Origin of the sequence: Halococcus salsus (genome assembly GCF_009900715.1) — an archaeon.
GTDB classification, from domain to species: domain Archaea; phylum Halobacteriota; class Halobacteria; order Halobacteriales; family Halococcaceae; genus Halococcus; species Halococcus salsus.
In genome coordinates this window covers 104,816-131,200 of record NZ_JAAAJC010000003.1, presented here as the reverse complement: position 1 = coordinate 131,200, position 26,385 = coordinate 104,816, and the positions used below count along the sequence as shown (strand labels likewise).

32 protein-coding genes are annotated in these 26,385 nt (G+C 68.6%); 13 read left to right on the top strand and 19 right to left on the bottom strand.

Annotated features, from left to right (window positions below):
* Nucleotides 1–36 precede the first annotated feature (36 nt).
* Nucleotides 37–1,089, bottom strand: a complete 1,053-nt coding sequence (locus GT355_RS10210; protein WP_240145772.1) for a M48 family metalloprotease — start codon at nt 1,087–1,089, stop codon at nt 37–39.
* Between the two features lie 164 nt (nt 1,090–1,253).
* On the opposite strand from GT355_RS10210, the gene GT355_RS10205 reads away from it, so the two are divergent.
* Genes GT355_RS10205 through GT355_RS10195 form a run of 3 tightly spaced genes read left to right on the top strand, consistent with a single transcriptional unit; the run spans nt 1,254 to nt 2,963 of the window.
* Nucleotides 1,254–1,412, top strand: coding sequence for a hypothetical protein (locus GT355_RS10205; protein WP_158589413.1), 159 nt, complete (start codon nt 1,254–1,256; stop codon nt 1,410–1,412).
* 37 nt (nt 1,413–1,449) lie between these two features.
* Nucleotides 1,450–2,277: a dihydropteroate synthase gene (folP, locus tag GT355_RS10200; protein WP_160134544.1), complete on the top strand. Its 828-nt coding sequence runs from the start codon at nt 1,450–1,452 to the stop codon at nt 2,275–2,277.
* Nucleotides 2,274–2,963: a 6-hydroxymethylpterin diphosphokinase MptE-like protein gene (locus GT355_RS10195; protein ID WP_160134543.1), complete on the top strand. Its 690-nt coding sequence runs from the start codon at nt 2,274–2,276 to the stop codon at nt 2,961–2,963. The genes folP and GT355_RS10195 overlap by 4 nt, the downstream gene beginning before the upstream one ends.
* Here GT355_RS10195 and GT355_RS10190 read toward each other — a convergent pair.
* From GT355_RS10190 to GT355_RS10180, 3 genes are read right to left on the bottom strand one after another with little or no spacing between them, the layout of a single operon-like run.
* Nucleotides 2,960–3,928 (bottom strand): quinone oxidoreductase family protein, encoded by a 969-nt coding sequence (locus tag GT355_RS10190; RefSeq protein WP_160134542.1) that lies wholly within the window; start codon nt 3,926–3,928, stop codon nt 2,960–2,962. The genes GT355_RS10195 and GT355_RS10190 overlap by 4 nt on opposite strands.
* A 40-nt stretch (nt 3,929–3,968) precedes the next feature.
* Nucleotides 3,969–5,261 carry an AI-2E family transporter gene (locus tag GT355_RS10185; protein ID WP_160134541.1) on the bottom strand — a complete coding sequence of 431 codons (1,293 nt, stop codon included), beginning with the start codon at nt 5,259–5,261 and terminating at the stop codon, nt 3,969–3,971.
* 59 nt (nt 5,262–5,320) lie between these two features.
* Nucleotides 5,321–6,364 (bottom strand): mechanosensitive ion channel family protein, encoded by a 1,044-nt coding sequence (locus GT355_RS10180; RefSeq protein WP_160134540.1) that lies wholly within the window; start codon nt 6,362–6,364, stop codon nt 5,321–5,323.
* A 235-nt stretch (nt 6,365–6,599) separates the two neighbouring features.
* Here GT355_RS10180 and GT355_RS10175 point away from each other — a divergent pair, with 235 nt between their 5' ends.
* Nucleotides 6,600–7,262, top strand: a complete 663-nt coding sequence (locus tag GT355_RS10175; RefSeq protein WP_160134539.1) for a helix-turn-helix domain-containing protein — start codon at nt 6,600–6,602, stop codon at nt 7,260–7,262.
* Nucleotides 7,263–7,383: 121 nt separating this feature from the next.
* The gene (locus GT355_RS10170; protein WP_160134538.1) at nt 7,384–7,824 is read left to right on the top strand and encodes a hypothetical protein; all 441 of its coding nucleotides are present in this window, start codon (nt 7,384–7,386) and stop codon (nt 7,822–7,824) included.
* A gap of 16 nt (nt 7,825–7,840) precedes the next feature.
* Here GT355_RS10170 and GT355_RS10165 read toward each other — a convergent pair whose 3' ends face one another.
* The gene (locus GT355_RS10165) at nt 7,841–9,220 is read right to left on the bottom strand and encodes an NAD(P)/FAD-dependent oxidoreductase (RefSeq protein ID WP_160134537.1); all 1,380 of its coding nucleotides are present in this window, start codon (nt 9,218–9,220) and stop codon (nt 7,841–7,843) included.
* Between the two features lie 39 nt (nt 9,221–9,259).
* Complete coding sequence (locus tag GT355_RS10160; protein WP_160134536.1) at nt 9,260–10,129, bottom strand: alpha/beta fold hydrolase; 870 nt, start codon at nt 10,127–10,129, stop codon at nt 9,260–9,262.
* Nucleotides 10,130–10,202: 73 nt separating this feature from the next.
* Between GT355_RS10160 and GT355_RS10155 the strand changes: the two genes are divergently transcribed.
* Complete coding sequence (locus tag GT355_RS10155; protein WP_160134535.1) at nt 10,203–10,517, top strand: MTH1187 family thiamine-binding protein; 315 nt, start codon at nt 10,203–10,205, stop codon at nt 10,515–10,517.
* 33 nt (nt 10,518–10,550) lie between these two features.
* Here the strand turns inward: GT355_RS10155 and GT355_RS10150 are convergent, their stop codons facing one another.
* A complete protein-coding gene (locus tag GT355_RS10150) occupies nt 10,551–10,748 on the bottom strand; it encodes a hypothetical protein (protein ID WP_120074658.1) in 198 nt (65 codons plus the stop codon).
* Nucleotides 10,749–10,820: 72 nt separating this feature from the next.
* On the bottom strand, nt 10,821–11,771 hold the full coding sequence (locus GT355_RS10145; protein ID WP_160134534.1) for a M48 family metallopeptidase: 951 nt from the start codon (nt 11,769–11,771) through the stop codon (nt 10,821–10,823).
* Nucleotides 11,772–11,853: 82 nt separating this feature from the next.
* Here GT355_RS10145 and mch point away from each other — a divergent pair, with 82 nt between their 5' ends.
* Genes mch through GT355_RS10130 form a run of 3 tightly spaced genes read left to right on the top strand, consistent with a single transcriptional unit; the run spans nt 11,854 to nt 13,967 of the window.
* Nucleotides 11,854–12,786, top strand: a complete 933-nt coding sequence (gene mch / locus GT355_RS10140) for a methenyltetrahydromethanopterin cyclohydrolase (RefSeq protein ID WP_160134533.1) — start codon at nt 11,854–11,856, stop codon at nt 12,784–12,786.
* Entirely contained in the window at nt 12,783–13,262 is a 480-nt protein-coding gene (locus GT355_RS10135) for a double winged helix-containing putative transcriptional regulator (RefSeq protein WP_160134532.1), read from the top strand. Before mch ends, GT355_RS10135 begins: the two co-directional genes overlap by 4 nt.
* A gap of 30 nt (nt 13,263–13,292) precedes the next feature.
* Nucleotides 13,293–13,967, top strand: a complete 675-nt coding sequence (locus tag GT355_RS10130; RefSeq protein WP_160134531.1) for an HAD family hydrolase — start codon at nt 13,293–13,295, stop codon at nt 13,965–13,967.
* Between the two features lie 13 nt (nt 13,968–13,980).
* On the opposite strand, the gene GT355_RS10125 is transcribed toward GT355_RS10130, so the two are convergent.
* From GT355_RS10125 to GT355_RS10090, 8 genes are all read right to left on the bottom strand, one after another.
* Complete coding sequence (locus tag GT355_RS10125; RefSeq protein WP_160134530.1) at nt 13,981–15,783, bottom strand: hypothetical protein; 1,803 nt, start codon at nt 15,781–15,783, stop codon at nt 13,981–13,983.
* 131 nt (nt 15,784–15,914) lie between these two features.
* Entirely contained in the window at nt 15,915–17,513 is a 1,599-nt protein-coding gene (locus GT355_RS10120; protein WP_160134529.1) for a GTPBP1 family GTP-binding protein, read from the bottom strand.
* Nucleotides 17,514–17,800: 287 nt separating this feature from the next.
* Nucleotides 17,801–18,436, bottom strand: a complete 636-nt coding sequence (locus GT355_RS10115; protein ID WP_160134528.1) for a hypothetical protein — start codon at nt 18,434–18,436, stop codon at nt 17,801–17,803.
* A 223-nt stretch (nt 18,437–18,659) separates the two neighbouring features.
* Nucleotides 18,660–19,058, bottom strand: coding sequence for a (R)-mandelonitrile lyase (locus tag GT355_RS10110; RefSeq protein WP_160134527.1), 399 nt, complete (start codon nt 19,056–19,058; stop codon nt 18,660–18,662).
* Between the two features lie 82 nt (nt 19,059–19,140).
* Nucleotides 19,141–19,905 (bottom strand): SDR family oxidoreductase, encoded by a 765-nt coding sequence (locus tag GT355_RS10105; protein ID WP_160134526.1) that lies wholly within the window; start codon nt 19,903–19,905, stop codon nt 19,141–19,143.
* A 124-nt stretch (nt 19,906–20,029) separates the two neighbouring features.
* Nucleotides 20,030–20,707: a helix-turn-helix domain-containing protein gene (locus GT355_RS10100; protein ID WP_160134525.1), complete on the bottom strand. Its 678-nt coding sequence runs from the start codon at nt 20,705–20,707 to the stop codon at nt 20,030–20,032.
* 118 nt (nt 20,708–20,825) lie between these two features.
* On the bottom strand, nt 20,826–21,524 hold the full coding sequence (locus tag GT355_RS10095) for a phosphoglycolate phosphatase (protein ID WP_160134524.1): 699 nt from the start codon (nt 21,522–21,524) through the stop codon (nt 20,826–20,828).
* Nucleotides 21,525–21,548: 24 nt separating this feature from the next.
* Nucleotides 21,549–22,064, bottom strand: coding sequence for a J domain-containing protein (locus tag GT355_RS10090; protein ID WP_160134523.1), 516 nt, complete (start codon nt 22,062–22,064; stop codon nt 21,549–21,551).
* A gap of 72 nt (nt 22,065–22,136) precedes the next feature.
* Between GT355_RS10090 and GT355_RS10085 the strand changes: the two genes are divergently transcribed.
* The gene (locus tag GT355_RS10085) at nt 22,137–22,349 is read left to right on the top strand and encodes a hypothetical protein (protein WP_160134522.1); all 213 of its coding nucleotides are present in this window, start codon (nt 22,137–22,139) and stop codon (nt 22,347–22,349) included.
* A 105-nt stretch (nt 22,350–22,454) separates the two neighbouring features.
* Nucleotides 22,455–23,018, top strand: a complete 564-nt coding sequence (locus GT355_RS10080) for a metal-dependent hydrolase (RefSeq protein WP_160134521.1) — start codon at nt 22,455–22,457, stop codon at nt 23,016–23,018.
* 2 nt (nt 23,019–23,020) lie between these two features.
* Here the strand turns inward: GT355_RS10080 and pyrF are convergent, their stop codons facing one another.
* The gene (gene pyrF / locus GT355_RS10075; protein ID WP_160134520.1) at nt 23,021–23,809 is read right to left on the bottom strand and encodes an orotidine-5'-phosphate decarboxylase; all 789 of its coding nucleotides are present in this window, start codon (nt 23,807–23,809) and stop codon (nt 23,021–23,023) included.
* A gap of 79 nt (nt 23,810–23,888) precedes the next feature.
* Between pyrF and GT355_RS10070 the strand changes: the two genes are divergently transcribed.
* Nucleotides 23,889–24,539 (top strand): HAD family hydrolase, encoded by a 651-nt coding sequence (locus GT355_RS10070; protein ID WP_160134519.1) that lies wholly within the window; start codon nt 23,889–23,891, stop codon nt 24,537–24,539.
* 32 nt (nt 24,540–24,571) lie between these two features.
* Here the strand turns inward: GT355_RS10070 and GT355_RS10065 are convergent, their stop codons facing one another.
* Nucleotides 24,572–25,021 (bottom strand): DUF2240 family protein, encoded by a 450-nt coding sequence (locus GT355_RS10065; RefSeq protein WP_160134518.1) that lies wholly within the window; start codon nt 25,019–25,021, stop codon nt 24,572–24,574.
* Nucleotides 25,022–25,106: 85 nt separating this feature from the next.
* Here GT355_RS10065 and GT355_RS10060 point away from each other — a divergent pair, with 85 nt between their 5' ends.
* Entirely contained in the window at nt 25,107–25,478 is a 372-nt protein-coding gene (locus GT355_RS10060) for a 30S ribosomal protein S8e (protein ID WP_120074032.1), read from the top strand.
* 292 nt (nt 25,479–25,770) lie between these two features.
* Here GT355_RS10060 and GT355_RS10055 read toward each other — a convergent pair whose 3' ends face one another.
* Nucleotides 25,771–26,364: a helix-turn-helix domain-containing protein gene (locus tag GT355_RS10055; protein WP_160134517.1), complete on the bottom strand. Its 594-nt coding sequence runs from the start codon at nt 26,362–26,364 to the stop codon at nt 25,771–25,773.
* Between the last annotated feature and the right edge of the window lie 21 nt (nt 26,365–26,385).

Below are 26,385 nucleotides of genomic sequence, written 5' to 3'. Positions count from 1 at the left end.
CGATCGTGACGATCTTGTGGCGGTAGTCGGCGAGGGTCATCGTATCGCCCGCTGGAGCGCGCGAAGCCGCTCGATCCGCTCGTCGGTGTCGGGGTGGGTGCGCAGCACTCGCGCCACGAACGCCCGGATCGGTTTCGTCGCGTTGTAGAGGTACGGCGTCCGATCGCCCTCGGGCCCGAGCATCACGGGGCCGTCGTCGGTCTCCGCCGCTTCGAACGGGACGATCGAGAAGGCCGCCACGCTCGCGCTCGACCGCACGTCCTCGCTCGGGAGGCTGACCGACGTCCCGTCGAGCGTCGAGAGCGCGCTCGCGAGGGTCGCCGGCGACCCGGTGATGGCGACCGCCCCGCGGTCGGCCGCGACCTCCCGATACCGCGAGAGGAGACTGAGCAGGACGCGCCCGACGGCCCAGAACAGCCACGCGACCGGGAACACGAACACTCCCACGATTCCGCTAACCGATTCATTCGACGTGATTGGTGCGGCGATTGGCTCCTTCGACCGCTCCGCCTCCTCGTCCCGCTCGGCCCATCCCATGATCGTATGCGCGATCACCGTCGGGAGCGACAGCGCCATCATCACCGCGACGTCGCGGTTCTTGACGTGGGCGAGTTCGTGGGCGACGACCGCCGCGAGTTCGTTCTCGTCGAGCGCGTCGAGCAGGCCGGTCGAGACCACCATCGTCGCGCCCGCCTGCGTGTAGCCGACGGTGAACGCGTGCGGCGCGGCGGTCTCTATCACCGAAACCGTGGGAACCGGGAGGTCGGCCTGCTGGGCGGTTCGGCTCACTATCCGGTGGAGGTCGGGAAAGCGCTCCGGCGTCGTTCCGCGAACGGCCACGTGTCGGAGCACGAGCGTGTCGCCGAAGACCCACTCGACGGCGACGATGCCCGCGACGAACACCACCGCTGCGGCCGCACCTACCGCCTCGGCCAGCGACGGCGGGAAGTAGCCACCCGAAGCGAGGAAGGCTGCCAGATACGAGAACACGCCGAACAGCACACCCGCGAAGGCCGCCGCGACGAGGGCCAGCGCGACGGTCGCCAGCACCATTCGGGCCCGGAGCTTCCATTCTACGCGCCAGTTCATCTACTGCAAACTCGAATCGGCTCGAAATATAGCTGTCGCACCGATACATCTCGTTCGTCTCCCGATATGTCGCTCGCTCACGAGCGGTACGTCGGTCTCCCGAGCGCTCCCCGGTCTCCGGACGTAAACGGTATCGAGACCGGGGTCGAGTCTCGCGGTGTCCGATGAACACCTGTGAGGTCTGTGACGCGCCGCTCCGTGGCACCGCATCGACCGACCCCGTCAGCCACGGGGTCGCGAACTATCACGTCTGCTCGTACACCTGCGAGACGGTTCTCCACGACCGATTCGCCCCGAACGTCGGCAGCGAGCCCCGTCCGTAATCGGACCGGCTTTGTGGCCCCATCCCCGATATCCACCATGCAGACCGTCGAGGCCGCCGGACTCCGGATCGGCGACGACCACCCGCCGCGGGTCATGGGCGTGCTCAACGTCAGCGACGAGTCGACCTACGGCCCGAGCGTGTTCACCGACCCGAACGAGGCCGCGGGCTACGTCGACGGCCTCGTCGAGGAGGGCGCGGAGATCGTCGATATCGGGCTCGAATCCGCCAACAAGCGCTTCGAGGTGCTCTCGGCCGACGAGGAGCTCGACCGGCTCGACACCGCGTTCGAGACTCTCGACCGGACCACGCACGACGCGGTGTTCTCGATCGAGACCCGGTATCACGAGGTCGCCGCCGCCGCGCTGGATGGGGGTTTCGACATGGTGAACGACATCTGCGGCTTCGCCGACCCGGAGATGGCACCGACCTGTGAGGCCCGCGACGCCGCGGTAGTGAAGATGGCGAGCCCGCCCGACCTCGAACGGCCCGGCGCGCTCACCACCGTCGAGGAGATCCACGACGCGCTCGCCCGCGACCTCACCGACGAGACGATCGTCGACCCCGCTTTCGGCGGGTGGAGCGAGGCCAAGACCCTCGACGACGACCGCGAGATCTTCCGTCGGCTCGGAGAGTTCCGTGATCTCGACAAACCGATGCTGGTCTCGATCAACCGGAAGAACTTCCTCGGCGAGGTCGTTGGCCGGGAGACCGACGAGCGCCTCCCCGCGAGCCTCGCGGCGACCGCCCTCGCGGTCGAGCGCGGTGCGAACGTCATCCGCACCCACGACGTGGCCGAGACCCGCGACGCCGCCCTCATCGGCGACGCGCTCGGCGCTCCCACGAACCCGACCGCCGAACGATGAACTTCACCGAGTGGAATCCCGTCTACGAAGCGATCCTCCCGGACTTCGGCTTCGAGCGCGTCGCCGACGAAGCGGTCCGTGACCGGCTCGCCGAGTTCGCCGAACCGTTCTCCCTCGACCGCCTCGACGTCGCCGGCGGACCCGTCGTGGTCGCCGGTGCCGGCCCCTCGATCGAAGCGGATCTGGATGGATTCGACGGGTCAGCGCGGGTGTTCGCCGCCTCGACCGCCGCCGACCGCTGTCTCGACCGCGGCATCGAGGTCGACTGCATGGTGACGGACCTCGATAAGAACCCCGAGACCGCGAAACGGCTCTCCCACGAGGGAACGCCGGTCGTGGTCCACGCCCACGGCGACAATCGGGAGCTGGTCGAGCGCTGGGCTCCCGATCTCGAGACGTGGAACGTGCTCGCGACGACCCAGGCCGCGCCGGTTGGAGCTGTCGAGAATTTCGGTGGGTTCACCGACGGCGACCGCGCGGCGTTTCTCGCCGACCACTGCGGGGCGAGTGACTTGAAATTCGCCGGTTGGGATCTCGACGACCCGTCGGTGGATCCGATGAAACGGCGAAAACTCGGCTGGGCCGAACGGTTACTCTACTGGCTCGAACAGCGCCGCGGCGAGCGGTTTGCCGTGCTCGACGGCCGGCGTGAGGGGATCGATAGCAGCGCGTTACCGGTCGATTAGGGTTCGAGGACGACCTTCCCCGAACTCTCTCGGTTCTCGATGTGCTCGTGGGCGGCCGCCGCCTCTGTGAGCGGGAACGTCTCGCCGACCACGACTTCGAGGTCGCCGCCCGTGAGCAGCTCCGTGAGGTGCTCGACCGCGCCGAGGACGCGGCCCGGGTCGCGCTGCATCGACTGGCCGAGGTGGTAGCCGTAGACGGTGAAGTTGTTGAACAGGAGCGTACTCGTGTCGAGCTGGCCGGGCTGGCCGCTCGCCGCGCCGTAGGCGACCATCCGGCCGCCGTGGGCGAGACAGTCGAGGCTCTGCTGACTCGTCTCGCCGCCGATGCCGTCGAGCACGAGGTCCACGCCCTCGCCGTCCGTCTCCTCGTTGACCGCCTCGGCGAAGTCCGTCTCGGTGTAGTCGATCAGGTGGTCCGCGCCGAGGCGTTCGGCGAGGTCGCGTTTGTCCTGGGTGCTCGCGGTGCCGAAGACCTCCGCGCCGGCCTCGTGCGCGAGTTGGACCGCGGCCGTGCCGACCCCGCCCGCGGCGGCGTGGACCAGTACCCGCTCGCCCTCCTCCAGCCCGCCCCACTCGAAGAGGGTGTTGTGCGCCGTCAGGAACTGGACCGGGAAGCCCGCCGCCTCGGCGAACCCCATCGACTCGGGGACGTCGAACAGCCCCGCGGCGTCCGCGGTGACCGACTCGGCGTAGGCCTGGTTCGTCATCGCCACGACGCGCTCGCCGACCTCGCGCTCGACGTCGTCGCCGACGGCGTCGATGGTCCCCGCGGCCTCCATCCCGGGGACGTAGGGCGGCTCCGGGCCGCCCTGGTAGTGGCCGCGGCGCTGCATGATGTCCGCGAAGTTTATCCCCGCGGCCTCGACCGCGATCCGGACCTCGCCCGGACCCGGCTCGGGCGCGTCGCGCTCGGTGGTCTCGATGACGTTGCTGTCGCCGAACTCCGTCACCTCGATAGCCTTCATCGCCGAACAGTTCGCCCTCCGTTCGGATAACGCTGCGCTCTCAGTCGTCGGTGTCGGACGGCCCGCTCGACGCGGTGTCGCGCTCGTCGGCGGGTTCGCCGTCGCCGTCGGCCGTGCTCGACTCCCGTTCCACCTCGGCTTCGTCGGGGTCGACGGGCGCGGGGTCGGGCGAGTAGACGTTGTCGGTCGCGTCGAGCGGGTTGCCCGCGGTCGCGCTCGCGGTGACGGGTTCGCCACGGACGAGCTCGGGCAGCAGGATCCGCGCGAAGTGGACCACGAGGACCAGGATCAGCGGCCCGAGGAACAGCCCGTACCACCCGAACAGCAGCGGTCCGATGATGTAGGCTATCATCACCGCGCCGGTGTGGAGGTCCCGCCCCGAGACGTACGGCCGGAGGATCAGGTCCGGGATGGTGTCGACGATCACGAGCGAGACCGCCGCGAACACGGCGGGGAACCAGATCAGCGTGGGGTCCTGGATCAGCGCCTCGACCGCGAGCAGGAGCGCGACCGGGATGTAGACGATCTTCATCCCCACCACCGGGATCAGACTCCCGACCCCGGTGAGGACGCCGAGCAGCGTCGGGGCGGGGATGGCGATCGCCGCGGGGCTGAAGGCGTTGAGGCCGTTGTAGAAGGCCACCGCGAGGATCGCCGTGGCGAAGGCGTTGAGGATGTTCCCGAAGTAGATCGTCATGAGGTTGTGGTCGACCTCTTTCAGGTAAGCGTGGACCGGCGAGCCCTCGCCCGCGAGCTCGTTGCGGAACCACGCCGCGAGCTTGTGGTCGTCACGGAGGAGGTAGAAGGCGAGTGCGAGCACCACGAACAGCTGGATCAGCCCGTTCCCGAACGCGCCGAGGTAGCCGAACACGGGGGTGAGCGCCTGGTTCGCCGTGTCCACCGCGCCGCCGTCCAGGAACTGCTGGGGGTCGTTCGTCAGCGACGACAGCACCGCTTCGGGGTCGGTACTCGACGTGGTCGTCGTGCTGATGTCGCCGACGTAGGGCTGGAGCGCGTCGATCAGGGGCTGGAGGTCCGCGCTCTCGGCGAACGCCGCGAGCTGGATCGCCCCGACGTAGACCGTATAGCCGATCAGGAAGATCACCGGGACCGCGATCGTGAGCAGGGAGACGACCGCGGTGAGGCTCTGGTTCCGGATGACCATGTAGAGCCGGCGGTGGATCGGCCGCGTGATGTAGTAGACGAACAGTCCGAGGATGAACGTGCCGATGTACTTCCAGACGATGAACGACAGCGCGAGGACCAGCACGACCGCCGCGATCCACATCGGGATCCGCGAGCGGTCGTAGTCACCGAGGAGGGTGGTGGCCATGTCACGCGAAGGTCGGGAGACCGTAAAAAGTCGTTGTGCGTCGATACAGGGACGACGATTCAGTCGCTCGGTGGCGAGTCGAACCCCTCGTCGCTCCCCGAGTCCTCCTCGGCGAGGTCGGCGGCGCTACCGCGTGCGCGCCGCATCCAGTCGTCGATGTTCTCGGCAACGTAGTCCTTGCTGCCCCAGCCGACGCCGATGCCGACCGCGAGCGCGAGCGCGATACCGAGCGCCCCGAAGAACGCGATCACGACCGTGTTGAACAGGGTGAGGAGCACCGTGGTGTCGAAGCCCGCGGTGTCGAGCGCGAACACGATGACGACGTAGTAGACGAACAGCTGGACGACCAGCCCGACGATGTCGGTCGCCCGGCTCCGATCGATGCCAGCGACGAAGTCGCCGATCACGTCGGCGAGGTAGATCCCCACGACGAGGACGAGCAGCCCCGCGACGATGAACGGGAGTTGACCGACGAACGCGCTCAGGGGGCGCGCGAGCGCCGGGAACTCGAGCGCGTCGACCGCGGCGACCACCGCGAAGTAGTAGACCAGGAGTTCGACGACCACGCCGACCGCCCGCCCGACGCCGCCGACCGAATTCGTGACCGAGGCCAGCGGCGTCCCGCGGAGGTAGCTGTCGAAGCCGAACCCGTCGACGATACCCGTGACGACGCTCCCGACGAACCGGCCGACCGCGAACCCGGCGACCAGGATGGCCGCCGCGACGACCACGCGGAGCCCGGCGGTGGTGATGTCCGAGAGCACGTCGCCGGGGATCGGGAGGTTGACCTGGTCGAGCGCGAGCAGGAGCGCGAGGAAGTAGACGATGTACTTCACGAGGTCGCCGAGCGCTTGCGCGATGTCGCCGTCGACGTCACGCCGGGCGAGCGGGGTTCCCTGAACGTACTGGCCGGGGTTGACCCGCCTGACGACCCGCTCGACCACGCCGCCGAGGACACGTCCGACGACGAGCCCGATGACCAGGATGACTATCGCGGCGACGATCGCGGGGAGCGCCCCGATGATGTTCGCGACCGTGTCCTGGAGGTACTGGGGGACCTGCTGGAGAACGATACCGTCGTTGACCGTGTACGAGTATTTCATAGTTGTCTCGCCGGTCGCTCACGGCGATACCGTCGACGTGAGCGCCCAACACCAGCGAATACACCATCACGAACGATAAGGACGGACGTTGGACATACAGGTCCTATCCGTGGATATCCGCCGACGAACCCGATGTGCCTGAAGATACAGGCTCGGGGTCGAACGGAGCGCGCGGCCGACGGCCGTCCAACATCGCGCGGGGAAATTATACGTCGGCGTCCGCCGTCGACGAGGTATGACGACGATCGCGGAACTCGAACTCCCCGCCGACGAGTTCGCGTTGTGGGAGACCCTCGATGCGCTGCCGGACGCCCGTTTCGAGGTGGTGCAGGTGGTCGCACGCAATCGGAACAACGCGATCCCGTACCTCTGGGTACGGTGTGACGACCTTCCGGCCCTCTCGGACGCGCTGGAAAACGACCCGAGCGTCGAGGACGTCACGCTGTTGGAGGAACTGGACGGGGAGTTCCTCTATCGAATGACGTGGACCTACCGGATCCGAGTGTTGATCCACATCCTCGTCGAAGAGGAGGCGACGGTGCTCAACGCCCGCGGCGGCGACGGTCGATGGCGGTTCCGCGTGCTGTTCCCGACGCGGGACTCGCTCGCGACCACCCACGAGTTCTGTGAAGCATCCGACTTCTCCATCGACCTCAAACAGGTCTACGAACTCGACAGCACCCGCCATGGTCGTTTCGGTCTCACCGAGAGCCAGTACGTGACGCTCGTCACGGCGCTCGAACTCGGCTACTACGACATCCCCCGTGGGATCGACCTCCAGGGGCTCGCCGAGGAGTTCGGGATCTCGTATCAGTCGGTCTCCGAACGCCTCCGTCGGGGCCACCGCAACTTCGTTCGGAACGCGCTGGGGTGGGGCTCGCTCGACGAGGAGGATTGAGGCCGGCGAGGCGGGTACGGTGCGGACCCAGTGGAGTAGGGGGCGGTAGGGACCCAGTGGAGTATAAACCCCAGGCGAGCGCGCGGGGAGCGGCTACGTCGGTGATACCCGGAGGGGTGCCATGGCGGACATCAAGACCGAACGCGAGATGAGCCGGGCGGACGTCGCGACGTATCTCCACCGGTTCGCCGACAAACTCGGTGGTACTGACGACGCGGCACGGACGACGGGTGACGACGCCACACGGACGACCGAGGAGAACGCAACACGGACGAGCGGGGACGACACGGAGTCCTCGGGGTCGGAGACGACGGCCGCGACGGACGAGGTGGACGGGACCGCTCAGCGTGACCGGACGGAACCGGGCGGCTCCAGCGAGCGCGTGACGTTCACGCTCGGCAACGACAGCGCGACGGTCACCCCACCCGAGACGATCCAGTTCGAGGTCGCCGTCGACTCCACGGCCGGTATGCTCGAATCCGGCAGCCACGAAACCGTCGCGTTCACGCTCCAGTGGGACGCCGAGCCGACGGACGACGAGGGCGAACTCGACATCCACTGAGCCGGTCCGCGACCAGTTATCGACCGCCGTCGCCGTCACCGACCGCCCCGACCTCGCCGCTCGTCCGCGGTCGGGGACCGGGTTCGTCGGTCTCGGCGATCCGGTCGGCACAGGCGAAGCCGGCGAGGATCCCGCCGTTGAGGCTGCGTTCGGGGTACTGCGCCCGGCTCGCCATCCCGGCGTAGTAGACCCCCTCCGCGACCGCGCTCCCGAGGTCGTAGGGCACGACCATGTCGAGGTAGCCGCGCTCGTAGACCGGTGCGGTTCGGGGGTTTCGCGCGGTCTTCACCCAGTTCACCGACTCCCGGTCGAAGTCCGGGAAGAGGTCCTCGATGCCCATCAGCCAGGTCTCCTCGACCGCCGCGTCGTCCATCCGCCAGATGGGCTCCTCGGGGTCCTGGACGTAGCTCACGGCATAGAGGAGGTGTTCGTCGCCGTAGCGCGCCGGCGGGACGAAGTTGGTGTGCTCGATCAGCGCGCCGAAGGGTGCCTCGTCGGCGATGTTGAGCCAGTAGGTGTCCATCACCGGCTCCGAGAGCGAGAGCACCGAACAGACGGTGCCCTGGAAGTCGATGTCGCAGGTGTAGCCCGTGAGGTCCTCTAGTACGTTGGGCATCGCCGCCACCACGACGTCGTCGACGGCGTGGGTCTCGGTACCCGCGCCCGTTTCGGCCGTCAACGACTCGACCGCGCCGTCCTCGATGGCGAGGTCCGTGACGCGCGCGTTCGTCTCGACGTTCCCGCGCCCGACGGCGGCGACCAGCGCGTCGACGAGCCGATGAAAGCCCCCCTCGAAGTAGCCCAGGAACTCGCCCCGCAGGAGGTCGCGCTCGCCGCGGAACTTGATCCGTCCGAGCAGCCACGCCGCGCTCACGTCGTCGCGTCGCGAGCCGAACTTCGCGTCGAGCAGGGGTTCGAAGAAGTTCTCGTAGACCCCCCGAGTGGTGTGGTCGAGCAGGAACTCCGTGATGGGGACGTCCTCGTAATCTTGAAGACTCTCGTAGCTGTCGAACTTCGGAACGCCCCCACGAACGTCGATGTCGAGCGTGAGCATCCCGAGCCGGAACGTGTCGTAGAGGCTGAGGTGGGGATAGGCGAGGATCTCCCAGGGGGTGTCCATCGGGTGCACCGTACCATCGACGTAGTAGGCGTTCTTGCCCAGCCGCCACTCGACCGCGTCGCCGAGGCCAAGCTCCTCGGCGAGTTCGACGATGGTCTCCTCCGACTTCGAGAGGTGGTGGTAGAACGCCTCGATCCGGTCGCCCCGGGTCTCGTAGGTCGCGGCGAGACCGCCGACGTCCTCGCTCGCCTCGAACACGCGCACCTCGTGGCCCGCCCGCTGGAGCCGATAGGCCGCGGCGAGCCCCGCGATGCCGCCGCCGACGATGCCGATCATGTCTCGACTCCTCGACCGGCGCGAATGTGTGTTGTGGTCTCAGCGCCCGACGAAGTCCGTGACCTCCGCGGCCACCGCCGCGGGGCGCTCGCGATGCATGAAGTGGCCCGCCCCGCGAACCGCGACCGCCCGACAGTCGGCCGCGAAGGCGTCGTCGGCGTCGGCGAAGAGTTCGGAGCCGATGCAGCCGTCGTCCGCGCCGGCGACCACCAGCCCCGGCACCTCGATACCGCCCCGTTCACGGTCCGCGAACGGGTTTCGCGCCACCAGCCCGCGGGCGAACTGGCGGTAGTACGCCAGCGCGGCCGCGACCGTACCCGGCGCGCGAAACGTCCCCTTCACGCTCTCGATGCGGGTTTCGGAGTAGCTCCACTCGGGGCTCCAGAGCCCCCAGAGGAGTTCGATCAGCGCGAACTCCTCGGCCCGGAGCGCGCGCTCGGAGAGGTCGGGAAGCTGGAAGAAGCCCATGTACCAGCTCCGGAGCCACTGGCGCGGGTTGCCGAGGGCGTTCGTCGGGAAGCCCGGCGGGACGGCCATCCCGACGAGGTGGGTGAACACCTCGGGGTCGATGGTCGCCGCGGCGTAGGCCGCCACGGCACCCCAGTCGTGGCCGACGACGACGGGGTCGACGAGGTTCTCCGCCTCGGTGAGTGCGTCGGCGAGCGCGAGTGCGTCGCGGCCGAGCGCGCCCGCCGAGTAGTCGCCGTCGGGGGCGGGGTCGGTGGGACCGTAGCCGCGCATGAAGGGCGCGACGACGGTGAACCCCGCCGCCGCGAGCCGCGGTGCGAGCGTGTCGAACGTCCCGGCGTCGTCGGGGAAGCCGTGGAGACAGAGCGCGAGCCGGTCGCCGTCGCCCCACTCGTAGTACGCGAATTCGATGCCGTTGGCCGTCACGCGGGCCGGTTCCATGATACGTGTGTGCCCGTCGAAGCCATAACGGTGGTGGCGGCAGGGTTAGGTGGCGCGCGACCGTTCGGCCCCCATGACAGTGGTCGCACTCCTCAGCGTGGCCCCGGTGCGAGAGGGAAGCATGGCGGGCGAGGTCGCGAAGGCCGTCGCGGCGCTCGACGAGTTCGACGTGACCTACGAGACCAACCCGATGGGGACGGTGATCGAGGCGGATTCGGCGGACGAGCTGTTCGCCGCCGCACACGCCGCCCACGAGGCCGTCGACGGCGACCGCGTGAGCACGGTGCTCAAGGTCGACGACAAGCGAACGAAAACGACGACGGCGGCCGAGAAGGTCGACTCGGTCGAACGCGAACTCGGTCACGCGGCCCGGAGCGACCGCGAGTAGCCGCATACGGGGACCGACCCCGTCGATCCAGCGCTATCGGTTGACGAGGAAGTAGCCGCCCGCGACCACGGTGCTCGCGATGATCGTCACGAGGATCCCGAGCACGAGGCTGACCCCGAACTGGAGAAAGAGCACGAGACTCACGACGATCCCGACGACGTCGAGCCCCATGTTTATCAGCGCGACCCGCGAGCTCAGTGGCCGCTCCGAGAACGAATCGAGTGTCCCCATCGGTTGATCGAACGTCGACCGTCGGTCCCTTCAACGTTCGCGTTGTCGGTCCCGGGAACCGCGTTCGCCACCTCAGTTGATCTCGATACGGCCGTGGCCCGACCCCGCACCGCGCGCCCGTGCGGCCTCGCGAACCCGCTCGATCCGGTCGTCGGTCGGCGGGTGGGTCGCGAACGTGCGTTCGAGCGGGCTCCGTTCCCGCTCGACGTCGCCGAACAGCCACGCGAACAGCCCGAAGCCGGGTTCGGTGGCGCGCTGGATCGTCCTGAGCGCCCGTGCGAGTGCGAGCGGGTCGTCGAGAACCTCGACCGCACGTTCGTCGGCGGCGTACTCCCGGCGGCGCGAGTAGGCCCGGAGCGCGACGGTCGGGCCGGTGACGAGACCCACGAGGAGCCGCATCGCCGCGCGGCGCGGTCCGCTCGCGACGCTTCCGGCACCCCGGACCGGCCGGCCGAGCAGGAGCGAGAGCCCCCAGCAGGCCACCCCGAAGACCGCGACGAACGGCGCGAACACGACCAGCGCGAGGCCGGTCACGGTTCTGAGGAGGCTGTTGGCGAGCGTCTGGACGAGCGTGTCGCGGCCCGCGAGGTGGGCGAGTTCGTGGGCGAGGATGGCTTCGAGTTCGGCCGGGCCGAGCAGGCGGAGGAGCGAGCGGTCGACCACCAGCGTGTCGCGCCCGAGCGCGAACGCGTTCGGCTGGCCGAGGCGTGCGACGTAGAGTGCTGGGGCGTCGATAGCCATCCGGGTGGCGAGGCGGTCGAGGCTCGCGTGGACGCCGGGCGCGGCCGTCGTCGACAACGGCGTCGCGCCAAGCCGGCCGAGGAGGCGTTGGCTGCCGGAACGGTAGCTCAGGTAGCCGAGCGCGAGCGCCGCGCCGAGGGCGACGACGAGCACCGTGCCGAGGCTCCCGTCGAGCACGAGCGCGCGGAGCAGCCCGTAGCCCGTCGCGGCGGCGAAGAGCGCGGTGACGAGGAGCCACGCGCCCGCCCCGACGGCGAGCACGCGGCGTCCGAGATGGGCCATAGACCGTCTACGGGCCGCGGACGCAAAATCCTTCGCGCCCGCGACCGACAGAGGGTTGAGAGCCCCGGACGAACGCGTCGGCATGGAGAGCCTCAACCGGATGGCGCTCGAACTCGTCGACGAGGCGCTCGACTTTGCCGACGAACTCGGGATCGCCGTCGACGAACTCGACAACGGGACGACGGTGTTCGACTTCGGCCACGGCGTGACGGGCGGCTACGAGGCTGGGCTATTGCTGGCGGAGATCCAGACCGCCGGCCTCGCTACCGTCGGAACCCGGATGGGAACCGTCGCCGACGCGCCGCTGCCCCACGTCGAGCTCACCACCGACCGACCCGCGCTCGCGTTGCTCTGCGCCCAGAAGGCGGGCTGGGAGCTCAGCGTCGAGGACTACGAAGGGCTGGGGAGCGGGCCGGCGCGCGCTCTGGTCGCCGACGAGGACGTCTTCGCGCGGATCGGCTACGGCGACGACTTCGACTTCGGCGTGCTCGCGCTCGAAGCCGACACCCTCCCGACCGAGACCGCCGCCGACCACATCGCCGACCGGGCCGCGCTCCCCGCCAACTCCCTCTTCCTCCTGAGCGTGCCGACCGCGAGCCTCGTCGGGAGCGTCACGGTCGGCGCGCGCGCCGCCGAACTCGCGACCGTCCGACTCGTGGACCTGGGCTACGACCCGCTCGACATCCGCTCGGTGGCCGCCGACGCGCCGATCCCGCCGGTCGCCGGCGGCGAGCCGACCGCGCTCGCCCGGACCAACGACGCGCTCGCCTACGGCGGGCGGGTCCACTTCACCGTCGCCGAGGACTTCGAGCGATTCGCCGACCTCCCGTCGACCGCCGCCGACGAGTACGGGACGCCGTTCGAGGCGATCTTCGACGACGTCGACTGGTCGTTCGCGGACCTCCCCGATGGCCTGTTCGCGCCCGCCCAGGTCACCGTCGACGTGGTCGGCGGCCCGACCCACACCTTCGGCGAAACCGACCACGCGATGCTCGAAGAATCGTTCGAGCTGTGAGGCTCAAGGTCGCCCCCGAACCCCGCTCGCGGGCGTCCGTCCGCGAGGTGAGCGCGGCGCTGCCCATCGTACCGGGCAGCGAGGACGACTGCTGTGCTCGCGTGGTCGAGGCGACCGACGTCGGTTCGCGCGAGGCCGCTCGCGAGTGGATCACCTTCTGCCGGGCGCTCGACCTCGCTGAGGAGACCGATTCGGGCTACCGTCGTCTCCCCGATGCACCCGACGACGCGGCGCTCGCCCGTGCGTTCCGCGAACGGGTGTTCGCGGCCAGCGAGGTGCGCGACGCGCTCGAAACCGATGGCCCGCGCAGCGCCGACGAAGTCTTCGAGCGGGTTCGGGAGGCAGTCCCGACGTGGGAACGCAATCGGTCGACGGACTGGCAAGCCGACTGGCGCGAGCGCGTCCGGCGGCTCCTCGAATGGGCTGTCGTCTTCGGCCTCGCCGAACGGGTCGACGACGGCTACCGCGCCCTCTGACTTTTGGTCGCGGCGCGCCTCCGTTCGGCCATGACTCCGCCGGTCGACACGGTCCTGTTCGACATCGACGGTACGCTCTGTGAGTACCGCCGACCCGGCCACGAACTTCTCGCGGCCTCGTTCGAGGCTCGGGACGTGACGCCCTTCTTCGCGATCGAGGACTACTACGCGCGGTACGACGAGTTCACCGCGACCACCGACTCGGCCGACGACCTCCGCGCGGCGTGTTTCGCCGCGCTCGCCGCCGACAGCGGGCGCGACCCCGAGGTCGGCCGCGCGGTCGCCGAGGCCTACACCGCCGAGCGCGACCACCGTAACGTCCGATTCCTGCCGGGGGCGCGCGAGGCGGTCGCGGCGCTGGCCGACGACCACCGGGTCGGGGTCGTCACGAACGGCGCGCCGGCGATGCAGGCCGAGAAACTCGCCGGGCTCGACCTCGACGACGCGTTCGAGGTCGTGGTCCACGCCGGCTACGACGCGCCCGCCAAACCCGCAGCCGAACCGTTCCACCGGGCGCTCGACGCGCTCGACGCCGACCCGGAAGCGAGCGTCCACGTCGGCAACTCGCTCGCCGCCGACATCGCCGGCGCGCGGGCCGCCGGCCTCCGGAGCGCGTGGCTCGACGACGGTTCCGTTCCCGACCCCGAACCCGACTACGTCCTCGACTCGATGGCGGAGCTCGCGACCCCGCCGTGGGGACGGTAGCGACCGGCGCTCCTCACGGCCCGACCGTCGGCATCCCGTTCGGCTCGCTCGGGCTCGCCATCCTCACTCGCTCCTCCGAGCGGCTCGTCTTCTCGGGGACCGCCGGCACGACCTCACCGGCCGTCGTCAGGCGTCCGTCCCGTGGCGAGGCCCGCAACCGAACCCAGGCCTCCACCGTGTACCGATTCAGCCGCTCGGTCGAGGCCGCCAGCGGTCCGGCCTCGGACTCGGGGGGGTCGCCCGCCGAGGCGGCGGCCGTCAGCGCGACGCCGCTCGGCTCGTCGTCGAGCCCGGCGAGCGTCCGGTAGTTCTGTTCGCCCCGCTGCTCCCACTCGGGGTACGGGTGGACGAGCGGCGAGGCCACGAGCAGCGAGGCGGTCAGCGCGACGGCGAGCCCGACGACCACGAGGTTCGCGTCGGGCCGGAGCGTCCCCGTACGGGCGGCCGCGACGACCCGTTCGCCGGCCACCACGGTGACCAGCGAGAGCCCCGCCATCGCGGGCACGAGACAGAGATAGCCCGTCTGGATCTGGTCGCCGACTTCGAGCGGGGAGCCGATCCCGGCCCCCGCCACGACGAGGAGCCCCGGCACCGCGACGACCCAGGCGGCCAGGAAGCCGACCAGCCGCCGGGTCGCGGCGTCGAACGGCGGGTCGATGGTGCGCGCCGCCGCCAGCAGTCCCGCGAGACAGCCGCCTACGAACAGCGAATCCACGAGGTAGCGGACCGCCGCGCTCGCTCCCCCGCTCGTCCCCGTCGCTCCCGGCATGAGGGCGAACACGCCGACGAGCGCCGCGAACAGCGCGAGACTGAGCCCCCACGACCGGGACGCGACTCGGTCGAGGCGTCCTCGGGTCCTCCCGCGTCGGACCAGCAGGCCTCCGACGAGCAGCCCACCGGCGGCGACGAGGAGCACGGGGACCCGAAGCCCGGCCGGGAGGGTTTCGACGAGGCTCGTCGGCTGTCCGAGCCAGAGGAGGAACTTCAGGGGGAGGAACACCATGGAGCCGTCCGGTTCCGTGCCGATCCCGCTCCGGTAGCCGCCGAGGCCGCCGAGGACCGCGACGCGGACGACGACGTAGCCGGCGGTCACGACGACGAACGGCACCGTCGCCCGGATCCCCTCGCGGATCCTGGCCCGCCACCGCCCCTCGCGGTCGATGGCCACCCAGGCGAACACCACCGCCGGAACGACCAGCGCGGTCTCCTTCGCCCCCAGCGCGAGGACGTACGCGACCAGCGCGCCGCCGAGCAATCGGGGTCGATCCTCGCGCCGGCTCCGAACGAACAGCCCGACCGCTACGAGGACGAATATCGTCAGCAGGACGTCCTGGCGGCGGGCGACCGCCGGGATGACGGCCACGGCGAGCGGGTGGACGGCGAACAGGCCGCCGCTCAGCGCGCCGACCGCGACCCGCGCGGTCAGGTCGGCCACGACGAGCGCGACCAGCACCGCCGCGATGGCGTGTAGCACGACGTTCGTGAGGTGGTAGCCGCCCGGCGAGAGCCCCCAGAGCGCGTAGTCGACCGCGTACGAGAGGCTCGATATCGGCCGATAGAACAGGGCGACGTCGGTGAACGACGACCCGTGCATCAGGGGCTGGGTGAAGAGGTCGGCGAGATCCGCGACGGTCCCGACCCGGCTCGTCTCGATGAGCGTGAGGCTGTCGGCGGCGACGAACCAGTAGTCGGTCGTCCGGACGTAGGTCGCCACCGCGACCAGGAACACGACCGGGAGACAGAGCAGGTACTGGCGGCGCGTGGGTCGTCTCGACGACTGCGTTGCGCCGTCGGTGGCGCGGTTCGGCTCACTCATCGTGTCGAAATCCAGTCCCCGCTTCGGGGTCGACGAGGAAAGCTACGACGGATCCCGTTTCCGCGTCCGTGACCGTCCGGTCGTCGGTCGGGATCGTCGGGAAGGGTTCTGGTCGGACGTCTCGCGGGCCCTCACTCGTCCGGGGTCACGCTCGTCACGGTTCCGACGCCCTTGGACTGGCCTTCGCGGAAGACGAACCGCTGGCCCTCCTCGACGAGATACGGTCGGAACTTGAACTCGACGGTGGTCGTGCCGGTGTCGCCGGGGAGGAGCTGACCCTCGTCGGGGTGGAAGGCGGCGGCCTCGCTCACGGTTTCGAGGTGGACGACGGGCTCGTAGCCGTCGTCGATCCGGGTGGGATGGTTGAGCACCATCACGTCGGCCTCGAACCTCCTGACTGGGTCGGGGTCGGCATCGCGCGGGAGGAGCACCATCCCCCGTTCGAGGTCGGCCTCGCGAACGCCCTTCAGCGCGATCCCGACGATCCGGCCGGCCTTCGCCGAGTCGACTCGGTGGTAGTGCATCTCGATCGAACGGACTTCCACGGGTCGAAAGACGCCGTCGCGGAAGGGGCCGAGGAGGAGTTCGTCGCCCGCCTCGACGGTGCCGGATCGGACAGTACCGGAGGCGACCGCGCCGACGCCGGTGACCTGGTAGCTCCGGTCGACGTACATCGAGAACTCGCCGGCGGCGTCCCCGGTCTTCGGGAGGCGCTCGAACAGGTCGTCGAGCGCGTCGAGCCCCTCCATCGTGACCGCGCTGGTCCGGAGGATCGGGACGACCGTCTCGCTGATCTCCTCGACCGCGGCGTCGACGCCGTGGCGGGCGACGCTGAGTGGGGTCTTGCCGACCTCGCGGAGGAGGCGTTCGACCTCGCTCTCGACCGCGGCGACGCGCTCGTCGTCCACCATGTCGGTCTTCGTGATGGCGACCAGCGTCGGGAGTTCGGTGGCGAGCAGCACCCCGAGGTGTTCACGAGTCGTTTTGGTGGGGCCGTCGTCGGCCGCCACGGTGAGCATCCCGTAGTCGAGTTTCTGGCCGACGAGCCCTCGGATGGTGGTTCGGAGCCAGGGCTCGTGACCGACGGTGTCGACGAACGAGACGAGCCGCTCGGCCTCCTCGACGACGGCCGCACGGTCGGCCTTCCGGGTCGGGTTGCGGGTGTGGACCGGCTCGCCGTCGCGGAAGCCGTAGACCGCGTAGGAGAGGTCTGCCGAGAGGCCGCGCTCGACCTCGTGGGGCTGGACGTCGAGATAGCTCCGCGTGCCACCGTCGCCGTCGTCGGCCTGGCCGGTGACGAGACTCCCGACGAGGGTGCTCTTGCCGTGGTCGACGTGGCCCGCGGTGCCGACCACGATGTGGCCGTCGTCCTCGATCATCGCGCCCTCGTGGATGGTGGCGACGCCGACGATACCCTCGCCCATCCCCCAGGTGTCGACGGACTCGATGTGCGCTTCGGCTTCCTCGCTCAGGAGCGAGAGCACGTCCATCGACTCGGAGAAGGTGTCGGGGTCGATGCCCGCGAGTCCCCCGTCGTCCGTGACGCCGACGACGTAGATGGCCTCGCCGTCGCCCGAGAGCACGCGGTGGCGGAGCTGGGCGGCGAGGCTTTCGAGTCTGCCGTCGGCGAGATGGAGGTCCTTCGTGAGCCGTTCTTTGAACTCGACGTTGCCACCCTCCTGCTCGCCCGTGGCGAGCACCCGTTCGAGGATGGCCTGGTCGGCGGCCATGTGAGGAGATGGCGTGGCGTGCGCAAAAACCTTCGTGCGGGTGATCGGGGTGGTGACTACTCACATATCGATAGATAAGTAGCCGATCGAGAAAACGTAGCGTAGATTCGAGAGACGAGGGTTAGGGCCGTGATACTGTATGGATACGGACGTCGAATATGATCGCGGGATCCAACTGGGTCAGAGCGTCTGTGCTCTCCAATATTGCTGCGACGAGGCCTCCAAATCACAAAAAAAGCATAGCCGTGGGATGGGCAATGCATCGTCTACGGTTAGATGTCGGGTACTTACTGGCCCCCTAGCGAGCCCAGCAGGTCGTTCACAACGCCCAACAGGTCGTCGAGAATCCCCGAAAGCCCAGCCAATCCCGATCCGGAGCCGATGTTTGCGATACCACAGAGTAGATTCCCCAACAGGTTGCCTGCCCCAGTCTCACCAGTGATATCGAGCTCGATACGGTTCAGTTGCACTCGAAGCCCCAGTATCTCCAGGTCGAGCGGTCCGAGATCAAGGGTGAGAATGGTACAGCCTCCGTTCGACGCGAGCGCCGTCGTCACATCGCTGAAGGACTGGGAAACCGACTCCGTCGTCGACCCGGCTTTGACCGCACCGTCGAGGGTGCCACTTGTCTCGATCGCATCGGCAGTATCGCTTAGGCTGAAGCTGTCCAGCGAGAGCGTCCCGGTGAATCGGCCGACCCGCTTCCCGGTTTCCGCGTTTACGACAGTTGCTGTGACGTCCTGTGTAAGCGACCCAGCTTCCTGTGTGATAGGGCCCGTGCCGCCCGGTGCGGCCGCGGCTGCACCACTGACTACGCTAGTCCCGGCCGCTGTCGCTCCTGCCGCCCCAAGGAGTTTTAGTACGGTTCGTCGTTTCGTGTCCGTGTTTTCTGGCATCATCAGGTCTACCTCCGGTTGCCGCACCAAAATACAACATTTGGAAACTACATAATCGTTCAGGTTTGTTTCTCAACATATTCACTCTTGCTTACGGAAAAATAGATTGTAATTCCTTGTATATATGAAGGGGCCTTTTGATAGATCCGTTTCCGTCACGAAGTGTGCTCTCGCTTTGAGGCCCCGTCGGCGTTCATCACTGCGTATACCTCACTTGCAACAGGAAACGTCGCAGCGCTAACTCAGCTATCTATTCCAACTCGTACTCCTCGTCGGTGACGTGCTCCAACCAGGTGACGGCCTCGCCGTCCTGCTCCTCCTGAATCGCGATGTGGGTCATCCCCTTGTCGGGCCGCGCCCCGTGCCAGTGTTTCTCGCCGGCCGGGAACCAGACCACGTCGCCCGCTCGGATCGCCTCTCTCTCGCCGTCGTCGGTCCCGACGAGGCCACACCCACTCGTCACGACCAGGCGCTGGCCGAGGGGATGGGTGTGCCAGGCGGTGCGCGCGCCCGGTTCGAACGTGACGGTCGCCGCCGCCGCCCGTGCATCGCCTTCCGGGTCGAACAGCGGGTCGATGCGGGTGTCGCCCGTGAAGTACTCGTCCGGTCCGTCCGCCGAAGGTCGTGAAGAGCTGTCTGTGATTTCCATCGGTCGTATCCACCTCGAATTACGGCGACGCGTCGCTTAGGAGTGATGCTGTCTGAAATGGATGTTTAAGTAGCTATTCGAACTACGGCTGGACCTGGTCGAGCGGCCGGATCAGCACCTCGTTGATGTCGACGCGTTCGGGCTGCGTGACCACGAACGTGATCGTCCGCGCGATGTCCTCGGGTGCGAGCGCGTCCATCGACCCGACGTAGTCCTTGACGCCCGCCTGGACCTCGTCGTCCGGGATGTGGTCGAGGAGTTCGGTGTCGACCGCCCCGGGTTCGATCGTGGCGACGTGGATGCCCTCCTCGGCGATGTCGAGCCGGAGCGAGTCGCCGAACATCTTGACACCGGCCTTCGTCGCGTTGTAGTGCGAACTGTTCGCCTGGAGGAACCGGCCGACGACAGACGAGAGATTCACGATGTAGCCGCTGCCCTGCTCCACCATCGTCGGCACGACAGCGTGGGTGAGTTTGACGAGACCACTGAGATTCACGTCGATGGTGGTCTGAAGCGTTTCCCGATCCGCGTCCGCGATGTTCGCGAGCGGCATAAGCCCCGCGTTGTTCACCAGCACGTCGATGCGCCCGTACTCGTCGAGCGTCGCTTCGACGAGGGTATCGATGTCGTCGTCCTCGGTCACGTCCGTCGGCACGACGAGCGCGTCACCATCACCGTCCTCGATACGACTCTCCAGATCGGTGAGTTCGTCCTCCCGCCGAGCCGCGAGCACGACGCTCGCCCCGCGCGACGCGAGCGACTTCGCCGTCGCACCGCCGATGCCGGACGACGCCCCGGTGACGATCGCGACCTGTTCGTCGAGTTCGGAGCCGAAATCTGCTGTCATCGATAGAACGAAGCCCCGCCGTGGGTTTCGGGCTTATCCTGTTGGGAAAGCCTCTTTAAATACTAGTACGGCTGGTCGCTCGCCCGACCACCATCGACGTGGGCGACGGCAACGAGACCCCGATCTATCCGGAGAGGGCTTTCACTTCGGGCTGTGAGCCGAGCGCGGCGGTGAGGAGCTGGCGCTCGCCGCGCCGGAGCAGGCTCGACATGGAGGGCTGTGAGATGCCCATCTCCTCGGCGAGTTCCTGGGTACTGACCTCGCGCGGGCTCTCGTAGTAACCCCGCCCGATCGCCAACTGGAGCGCCTCCTGTTGGCGGTCGGTCAGGCCGTACTGGGAAGAGTCGTCGTCCTCGGGCGGGTTCTGGGAGATCGAGATGAGCTCGACCCCGATTCCGTACTCCTCACACCGGGTTCGCATCCCGTTGAACGCGTTGTAGTTCTGGAAGAGCTTCTTCTCGTACCAGCCGTCGGGTGTAACGACCGTCGGCTCTACCTGGCTCGCGGTGAATCTCTCGGGAGCGAACGCGTCCGAGACGACGTCCGCCAGTTCGAGGGTGACCTGATAGACGTCCTTGCCGCTCGCGCGCCCGAACGGCGTCACGTCCGTCACTTCGTCGAGGGCCGCGAGTTCGTCCGCCGAAACCTCGTCGTCCGGGTCGAGGTAGACCACGAACACCCGGGCGGTGCGTTCCCGACAGAGCCCGTGAACGCACTCGACCTGGTTCGAGGAAATCGATTCGGCGAGCGCGACGAGGGGAAGCGAGGGCGACCGGATGACGAACTCCGTGGTGATGGTCATTGGGCCGGCTACGCTCGCTCGGGAGTTAACGGTCGGGGTCGCTCCCGATAGCCGCACACCCGCTGCCACCGTCGTCGAGCCGGAATTTAGAAATGCGACAGTGTACCCATGACATTGCTTACTCCTCTCTGATCGCCTCCAGCGCTTCCAAGAATCCCTCGGCATACTCACTCTCCATCACGAAATCCGCCTCCCGTTTCGCGGTCTCGTCGGCGTTCGCCACCGCGTACGATTCCCCAGTCACGCGGAACGTCGCGGCGTCGTTCTCCGAATCCCCTATTGCGACGAAATCGCCGGGCGCACGGCCCAGCCGATCGGCGGCGGTCTTCAGCCCCTCGCCCTTGTCGACATCAGGAGAAGTGACGTGGTAGGCGAAGCCGGTGTCGAAGACCCGGAGGCCTTCGTCGTCGGCCAGTTCCCGGAGGGGTTCGAGCGGCGAGTCCCGGTTCACCGCGAGTTCGGTCTCGCGCCAGCGGTTGGTGAGGTCGAGGTCGCCCCAGCCGAGGTCGTGGCCCGCCTCCCGATACCGCTCGGCCACGCGTTCGGCCCCCGCGCGGTCGCCGACGATCACGAGTTCCTCGATTTCGGGGGTATCGAAACACACCACGCCGCCGTTCTCGGCGATCACTCTCGTTGGAACCCCGACGAACTGACAGAGCGCCACGGGGTAGGGCAGCGCCTTCCCGGTCGCCAGCACGACCGGCGCGGGCCACGCCCGGAGGGCGTCGAGGACCCGGGGGTCCACAGCACTGTTCTCGTCGGTGAGGGTGCCGTCGATGTCCACGGCGAGCGGCGGGGCGGGGTCCGATCCGGGCATGGTGCCGGTCGGCGGACGGGGGGCTTACGGCTTTCCACTCGTGAGGCGCTCGTAGGCTTCGTTGACCCGCCTGAACCGCCGCACGTCGCCGTCCTCGGTGTCCGGATGGACCTGTTTCACCCGCTCACGGTAGGCCGACCGAACCGCCGCCTCGCCCGCACCGGGGTCGAGCCCGAGCACCTCGTAGGCCTCGGCCGGACTCGGACCGTCGACTCCCCCGCCCGGACCGCGCGTTCCGCCGCCCCGCTCCCGTCGACCACCGGCCGGCCCCTCACGAAAGCCTCGCGGCCCGGCCCCGAACCCCCCGCCAGCCCCTCGGTCCGAGGTCGTCTCTCGAAACCCACTCGCGGTCCGGGTCTGCCGGTAGACGCGTTCCCCGAGCCGGCCGCTGACGTGGTACCAGAGGACGTAGGTCACGACCCCGAACGGGACCGCGACGACGAGCACCACGGGACTGTAGACGAAGCCGAGGATCGCCAGGACGACGGTGAGTCCCGCGAAGACCGACGCGAGACCGACCAGGAGCCGCGGTGCGCTCACGGCCGGCCTTGGGTGCCGAACGGCCTAAACCTCTCGCCACAGATTCAAGACGCTCGACCCCTAACTCGAACCATGAGCGTCGCCTCCCTGTGTGCAGTGTGCGAGAGCCGCGAAGCCGAGCGCACCTGCGACCGCTGCGGTCGCGGCGTCTGCGCGCAACACTACGACGACGCGTTCGGGCTCTGTCTCGACTGTGGGAACAGCGCGGGCTCGGGGAGTCCCGGCGGCCCCAGCGACCCCGACGGAACCGGGCGGGACGACGTCGGCGACGAGGTCCAGTTCTAGCTCCCCACGAACGCAACCGTGATCCGCCCGTCCGTCCACGATGACCCGGTGTTTCGATGGTTTCGCAGGCAGTAGCCTTTTACTTTATCTCCGCTGGGGGTACGTATGACGGAAACCCTCGGCCATCTGGGGATGGCCCTGATCTTCCTCGCCCCGGCGTGGCTGTTCATCGACGAGAAGCGGACGGCGGCTCTGTTCATCGCCGCCGGCTTCTGGTTCGGCCCGGTCCCGGACGTCGACACCTACCTCTCGGAATGGTTCCCGAACGAGATCCACCACCACGGCATCGTCCACACCCTCCTCGCCGTCGTCGTCATGACCGCGGTCCTCGGTCCGATCCTCGGCTGGCTGCTCAAGCGCGTCTTCGGCGGGACGAGCTGGTTCTCGAAGAAAGCGAGCCAGCGCGCCACCTGGATGGGCGTGATCGCCGTCGGGGCCGCGCTGACCTCCCACCTGTTCGCGGACATCCTCTCGGCCCCCGACATCTCGACCCGGATCGAGCCGCTCTGGCCGGTGGTTCAGGGGCCGATCGCGTACGTCGACGTGCTCTACTACGACTCGATCTGGGCCACGGTCGGGCTGTTCGTCCTCGGGTTGCTGGCCAACGCCGTCTTCTTCGCCTGGCGAACCCAGCGCGGTGCCCCGATGGGCTCGGCGACGCAGGGGTAGGACTACCGGAACTCGTTGAGCCGGCGCTTGAGTCGCTTGGCCGCTTCGCCGGCCGCCCCCGCGAAGTCCTCGCCCTCGCCCGCGAAGGTGATCCCCCGCGAGGAGTTCACCAGCCCGACACCGTCCGCGAGCCCGTACTCGACGGCGGCCTCGCTATCCCCACCCTGCGCGCCCACGCCGGGGACCAGGAATGGCAGGTCGGGCGCGATCTCACGCACGCGTTCGAGCTCGTCGGGCGTCGTGGCTCCGACTACCAGTCCCACGTTGTCGTGCTCGTTCCACCCGCTGGCGAGACGTGCGACGCGCTCGTAGAGTCGTTCGTCACTGGCGAGTTCGAGGTCCTGGAGGTCGCTTCCACCTGGATTCGAGGTCCGACACAGCACGAACACGCCGGCGTCTGCCTGCGAGAGGAACGGGTCGAGCGAGTCGCGGCCGAGATAGGGGTTGACGGTGATGGCGTCCACGGTGTCGAGCACGCGGGCGTACTGGCGGGCGGTGTTGCCGATGTCGGCGCGTTTGGCGTCGAGGAGAACGGGGACGTCTTTTCCGTGGGCGTAGGCGACGAGTTCGCGAAGCGCGCGCCAGCCGTCGGGGTCCTCGTAGAAGGCGGCGTTCGGTTTGTAGCACGCGGCGTGCTCGTGGGTCGCGTCGATGATCCGGCGGGCCCAGGCCCACCGTGGGAGGTCGTGGTCGGCGAGGTGGTCGGGCAACCGGTCGGGGTCGGGGTCGAGACCCACCGAGAGCACGCTGTCGGCGGTCTCGATGCGTGCGGCGAGTCGCTCGAAGAACATGGTCGGTACTCGGAACCCGCCGGCCTACCGTTTTCGGCTCGTCCGCCACACTCATACCCCCCGGCTCCATCCTGTGCGTATGCCAGTCACGGCGGTCGCGTTCGACCTCGATTACACCCTCGCGGTTCCCAACCGCGACCGCCAGACGCTCCTCGACGACGCCACCGAAGCGGTCGGCGCGCCCCGGTTCTCGCGTGAGGCCTACCTCGACGCCCACCGTCGGCATCTCACCAACGAGACGCGCGAGGCGATCTTCGCCGACCTCCTCGACGAGGACAGTACTGTGTCGGCGGCGGCGCTCGCCGATGCCTATCGCGACGTGATCGAGGAGGCGCTGGTGCCGGTCGCGGGGGCCGAAGCCCTCGTCACCGACCTCAAGGGGACCTATCGCGTCGGACTCCTCACCGACGGCCCGGTCCGCGCCCAGCAGGCCAAACTCGACGCGCTCGGGTGGGCCGACCTGTTCGATTCGGTGGTGATAACGGGCTCGCTCGCCGCGGGGAAACCCGACGACCGTGCCTTCGCGGCGATCCTCGACAGGCTGTCGAGCGCGCCCGACGAGACGGTGTACGTCGGCGACCATCCCGAGGCCGACATCAGGGGTGCCCACGCCGCGGGGCTCTACACCATCCAGATCCTCGACGGGAGCGACGCCGTCCCCGAGGCCGACGCCAGCATCGAGCGCGAGGCGCTCGCCGACGACCTCCCCGGACTCATCGGGGGTCTGTAGCTCCTCTCCCCCGCTCACCCTGCAACGCCCTCTCAGCTCTCGCGGAGTTCGTCGAGCGCGCGCTCGGCCACCTCGCCCACGTCGATCCCGCGGCGGCGGGCGTAGACCACCGCGGCGGCCTCGATGGTGAGCCCGAGCGCGCCCTGGAGTCGGTTGATCTCGGCGACGGCGGTGCGTTTTTCGGTGCCGTCGGCCACAACGCTGTCGAGCACGCGCTCGAACGTCGAGCGCTGTCGGAGGAGGTCCTCGCTCGGGACGAACCCGTCGGGGATCGTCACCTCGTCCGGGTCGAAGCCGGGTTCGAGGCCGGCGTCGGTGCGTTCGAGGAGACCCTCGCCGACCGCGACGTCCGCGAGGCGTTTGGCCTGGTCGGGCGAGAACCAGTCCCGGTCGAGCGAGAGCGCCACCACGAACTCGCTCTCGGCGAGTTCCATCTCCCCGCGACCCAGAAACGGTGCGGCGACGGCGCTCCGGAGACTCACACGGGAGGGCCACGGTCGAGCGGCCTAAAGGCTCCGGTAGACCCGCATCGAGCGATTCAAATAGCGCGCTCGTCGTGTGGGAGGTATGAAAGACCAAGGACGCTCGACGAAGAAGCGGACGGGCGGGCGACGACGACCGACGCACGGCAAACGCAAACACCAGCTCGGCAGCGAGGGCACCGAGACCCGCGTCGGCGAGCCGAAGCTCAAGACCGTCACCTCGCGTGGCAACACGACGAAAGTCCGGGCGATCGCGACCGACCGCGCCACCGTCGCCGTCGACGGCGAGACCCGAAGCACGACCATCGAGAACGTGGTCGAGAACCCCGCGAACCCGAACTACGTCCGACGGAACATCGTCACGAAGGGCGCGCTGGTCGAGACCGGCGAGGGCGCGGCCCGCGTGACCTCCCGCCCCGGCCAGGACGGGCAGGTCAACGCCGTCCTCGAAGAGTAAACCGACCGAAACCGAATTTTTCGGCCCGGCGACTGCGGAGCGGTGCGGCCGCTGTGCGGATGCGGTCCTGGCGGATGAAGGGCGAGACTGCGAGCGAAGCGAGCAGTCGAGGGCTTCGGCGGTTGCGGTGCTGTGCGGTTTGCGGAGGTGGTCGCGGTGCTGTGCGGAGTTGGTTAGTGGTTGTACCGCGAGCGAACGAAGTGAGCGAGCGGTCCTTTTTAGTCCAGGTTTTTGGGCGGGGGTTGAGCGCGAGCGCAGCGAGCGCGATTCCCCCGTCGAAAAAAGTGGGTGCTCAGAACGAGAGGTTGTTCTCCATCCCCTCAGTGGCCTCGTCGAGGCCGTCGCGGGTGGCCTCGGTCGTGTGGTCTTCGAGGTCGGCGTCGAGGTAGATCTCGTCGAAGGCCTCCCGGAAGCGGTCGCCGACCGCGCGGCGCTCGGCCCAGGTTTCGAGCACCCGACCGTAGCGCCGGACCGTCGACTCCGCGACGTCGAACTCCTCGGCGACCGCCGCGACGTCGGTCCCGTCTTCGAGCCGCTCGCGGAGGGTGTCGAGGTCGAACGGTGCTTCGACGTCGTCGTCCCGAAAGAGGTGGAGGTCCATTCGGGCCTGGAAGACGGTGTGGCGCGATTCGTCGACCGCGTCGGCGAGTTCGGCGTCGGTATCGTCCTCGTAGAACCCGCGGACGATGGCGACGAGCCCCTCGCGGTCGAGGTCGGTCGTGAACTCGTAGCGTTCGTCCATCGCCGCGACCACGTCGGCGGTACGCTCGTCTGGCGAGCCCTCGGGTGCGATCGCCCCCCGCTCGTCCTCCTGCGGCTCGGTGACGCTCGACGCGTCGGTGACCTCCATGAAGATGTCCCGGAGCTCCTCGGTTTTTTCGTCCATTGCCACGCGAACGAAGCGTCT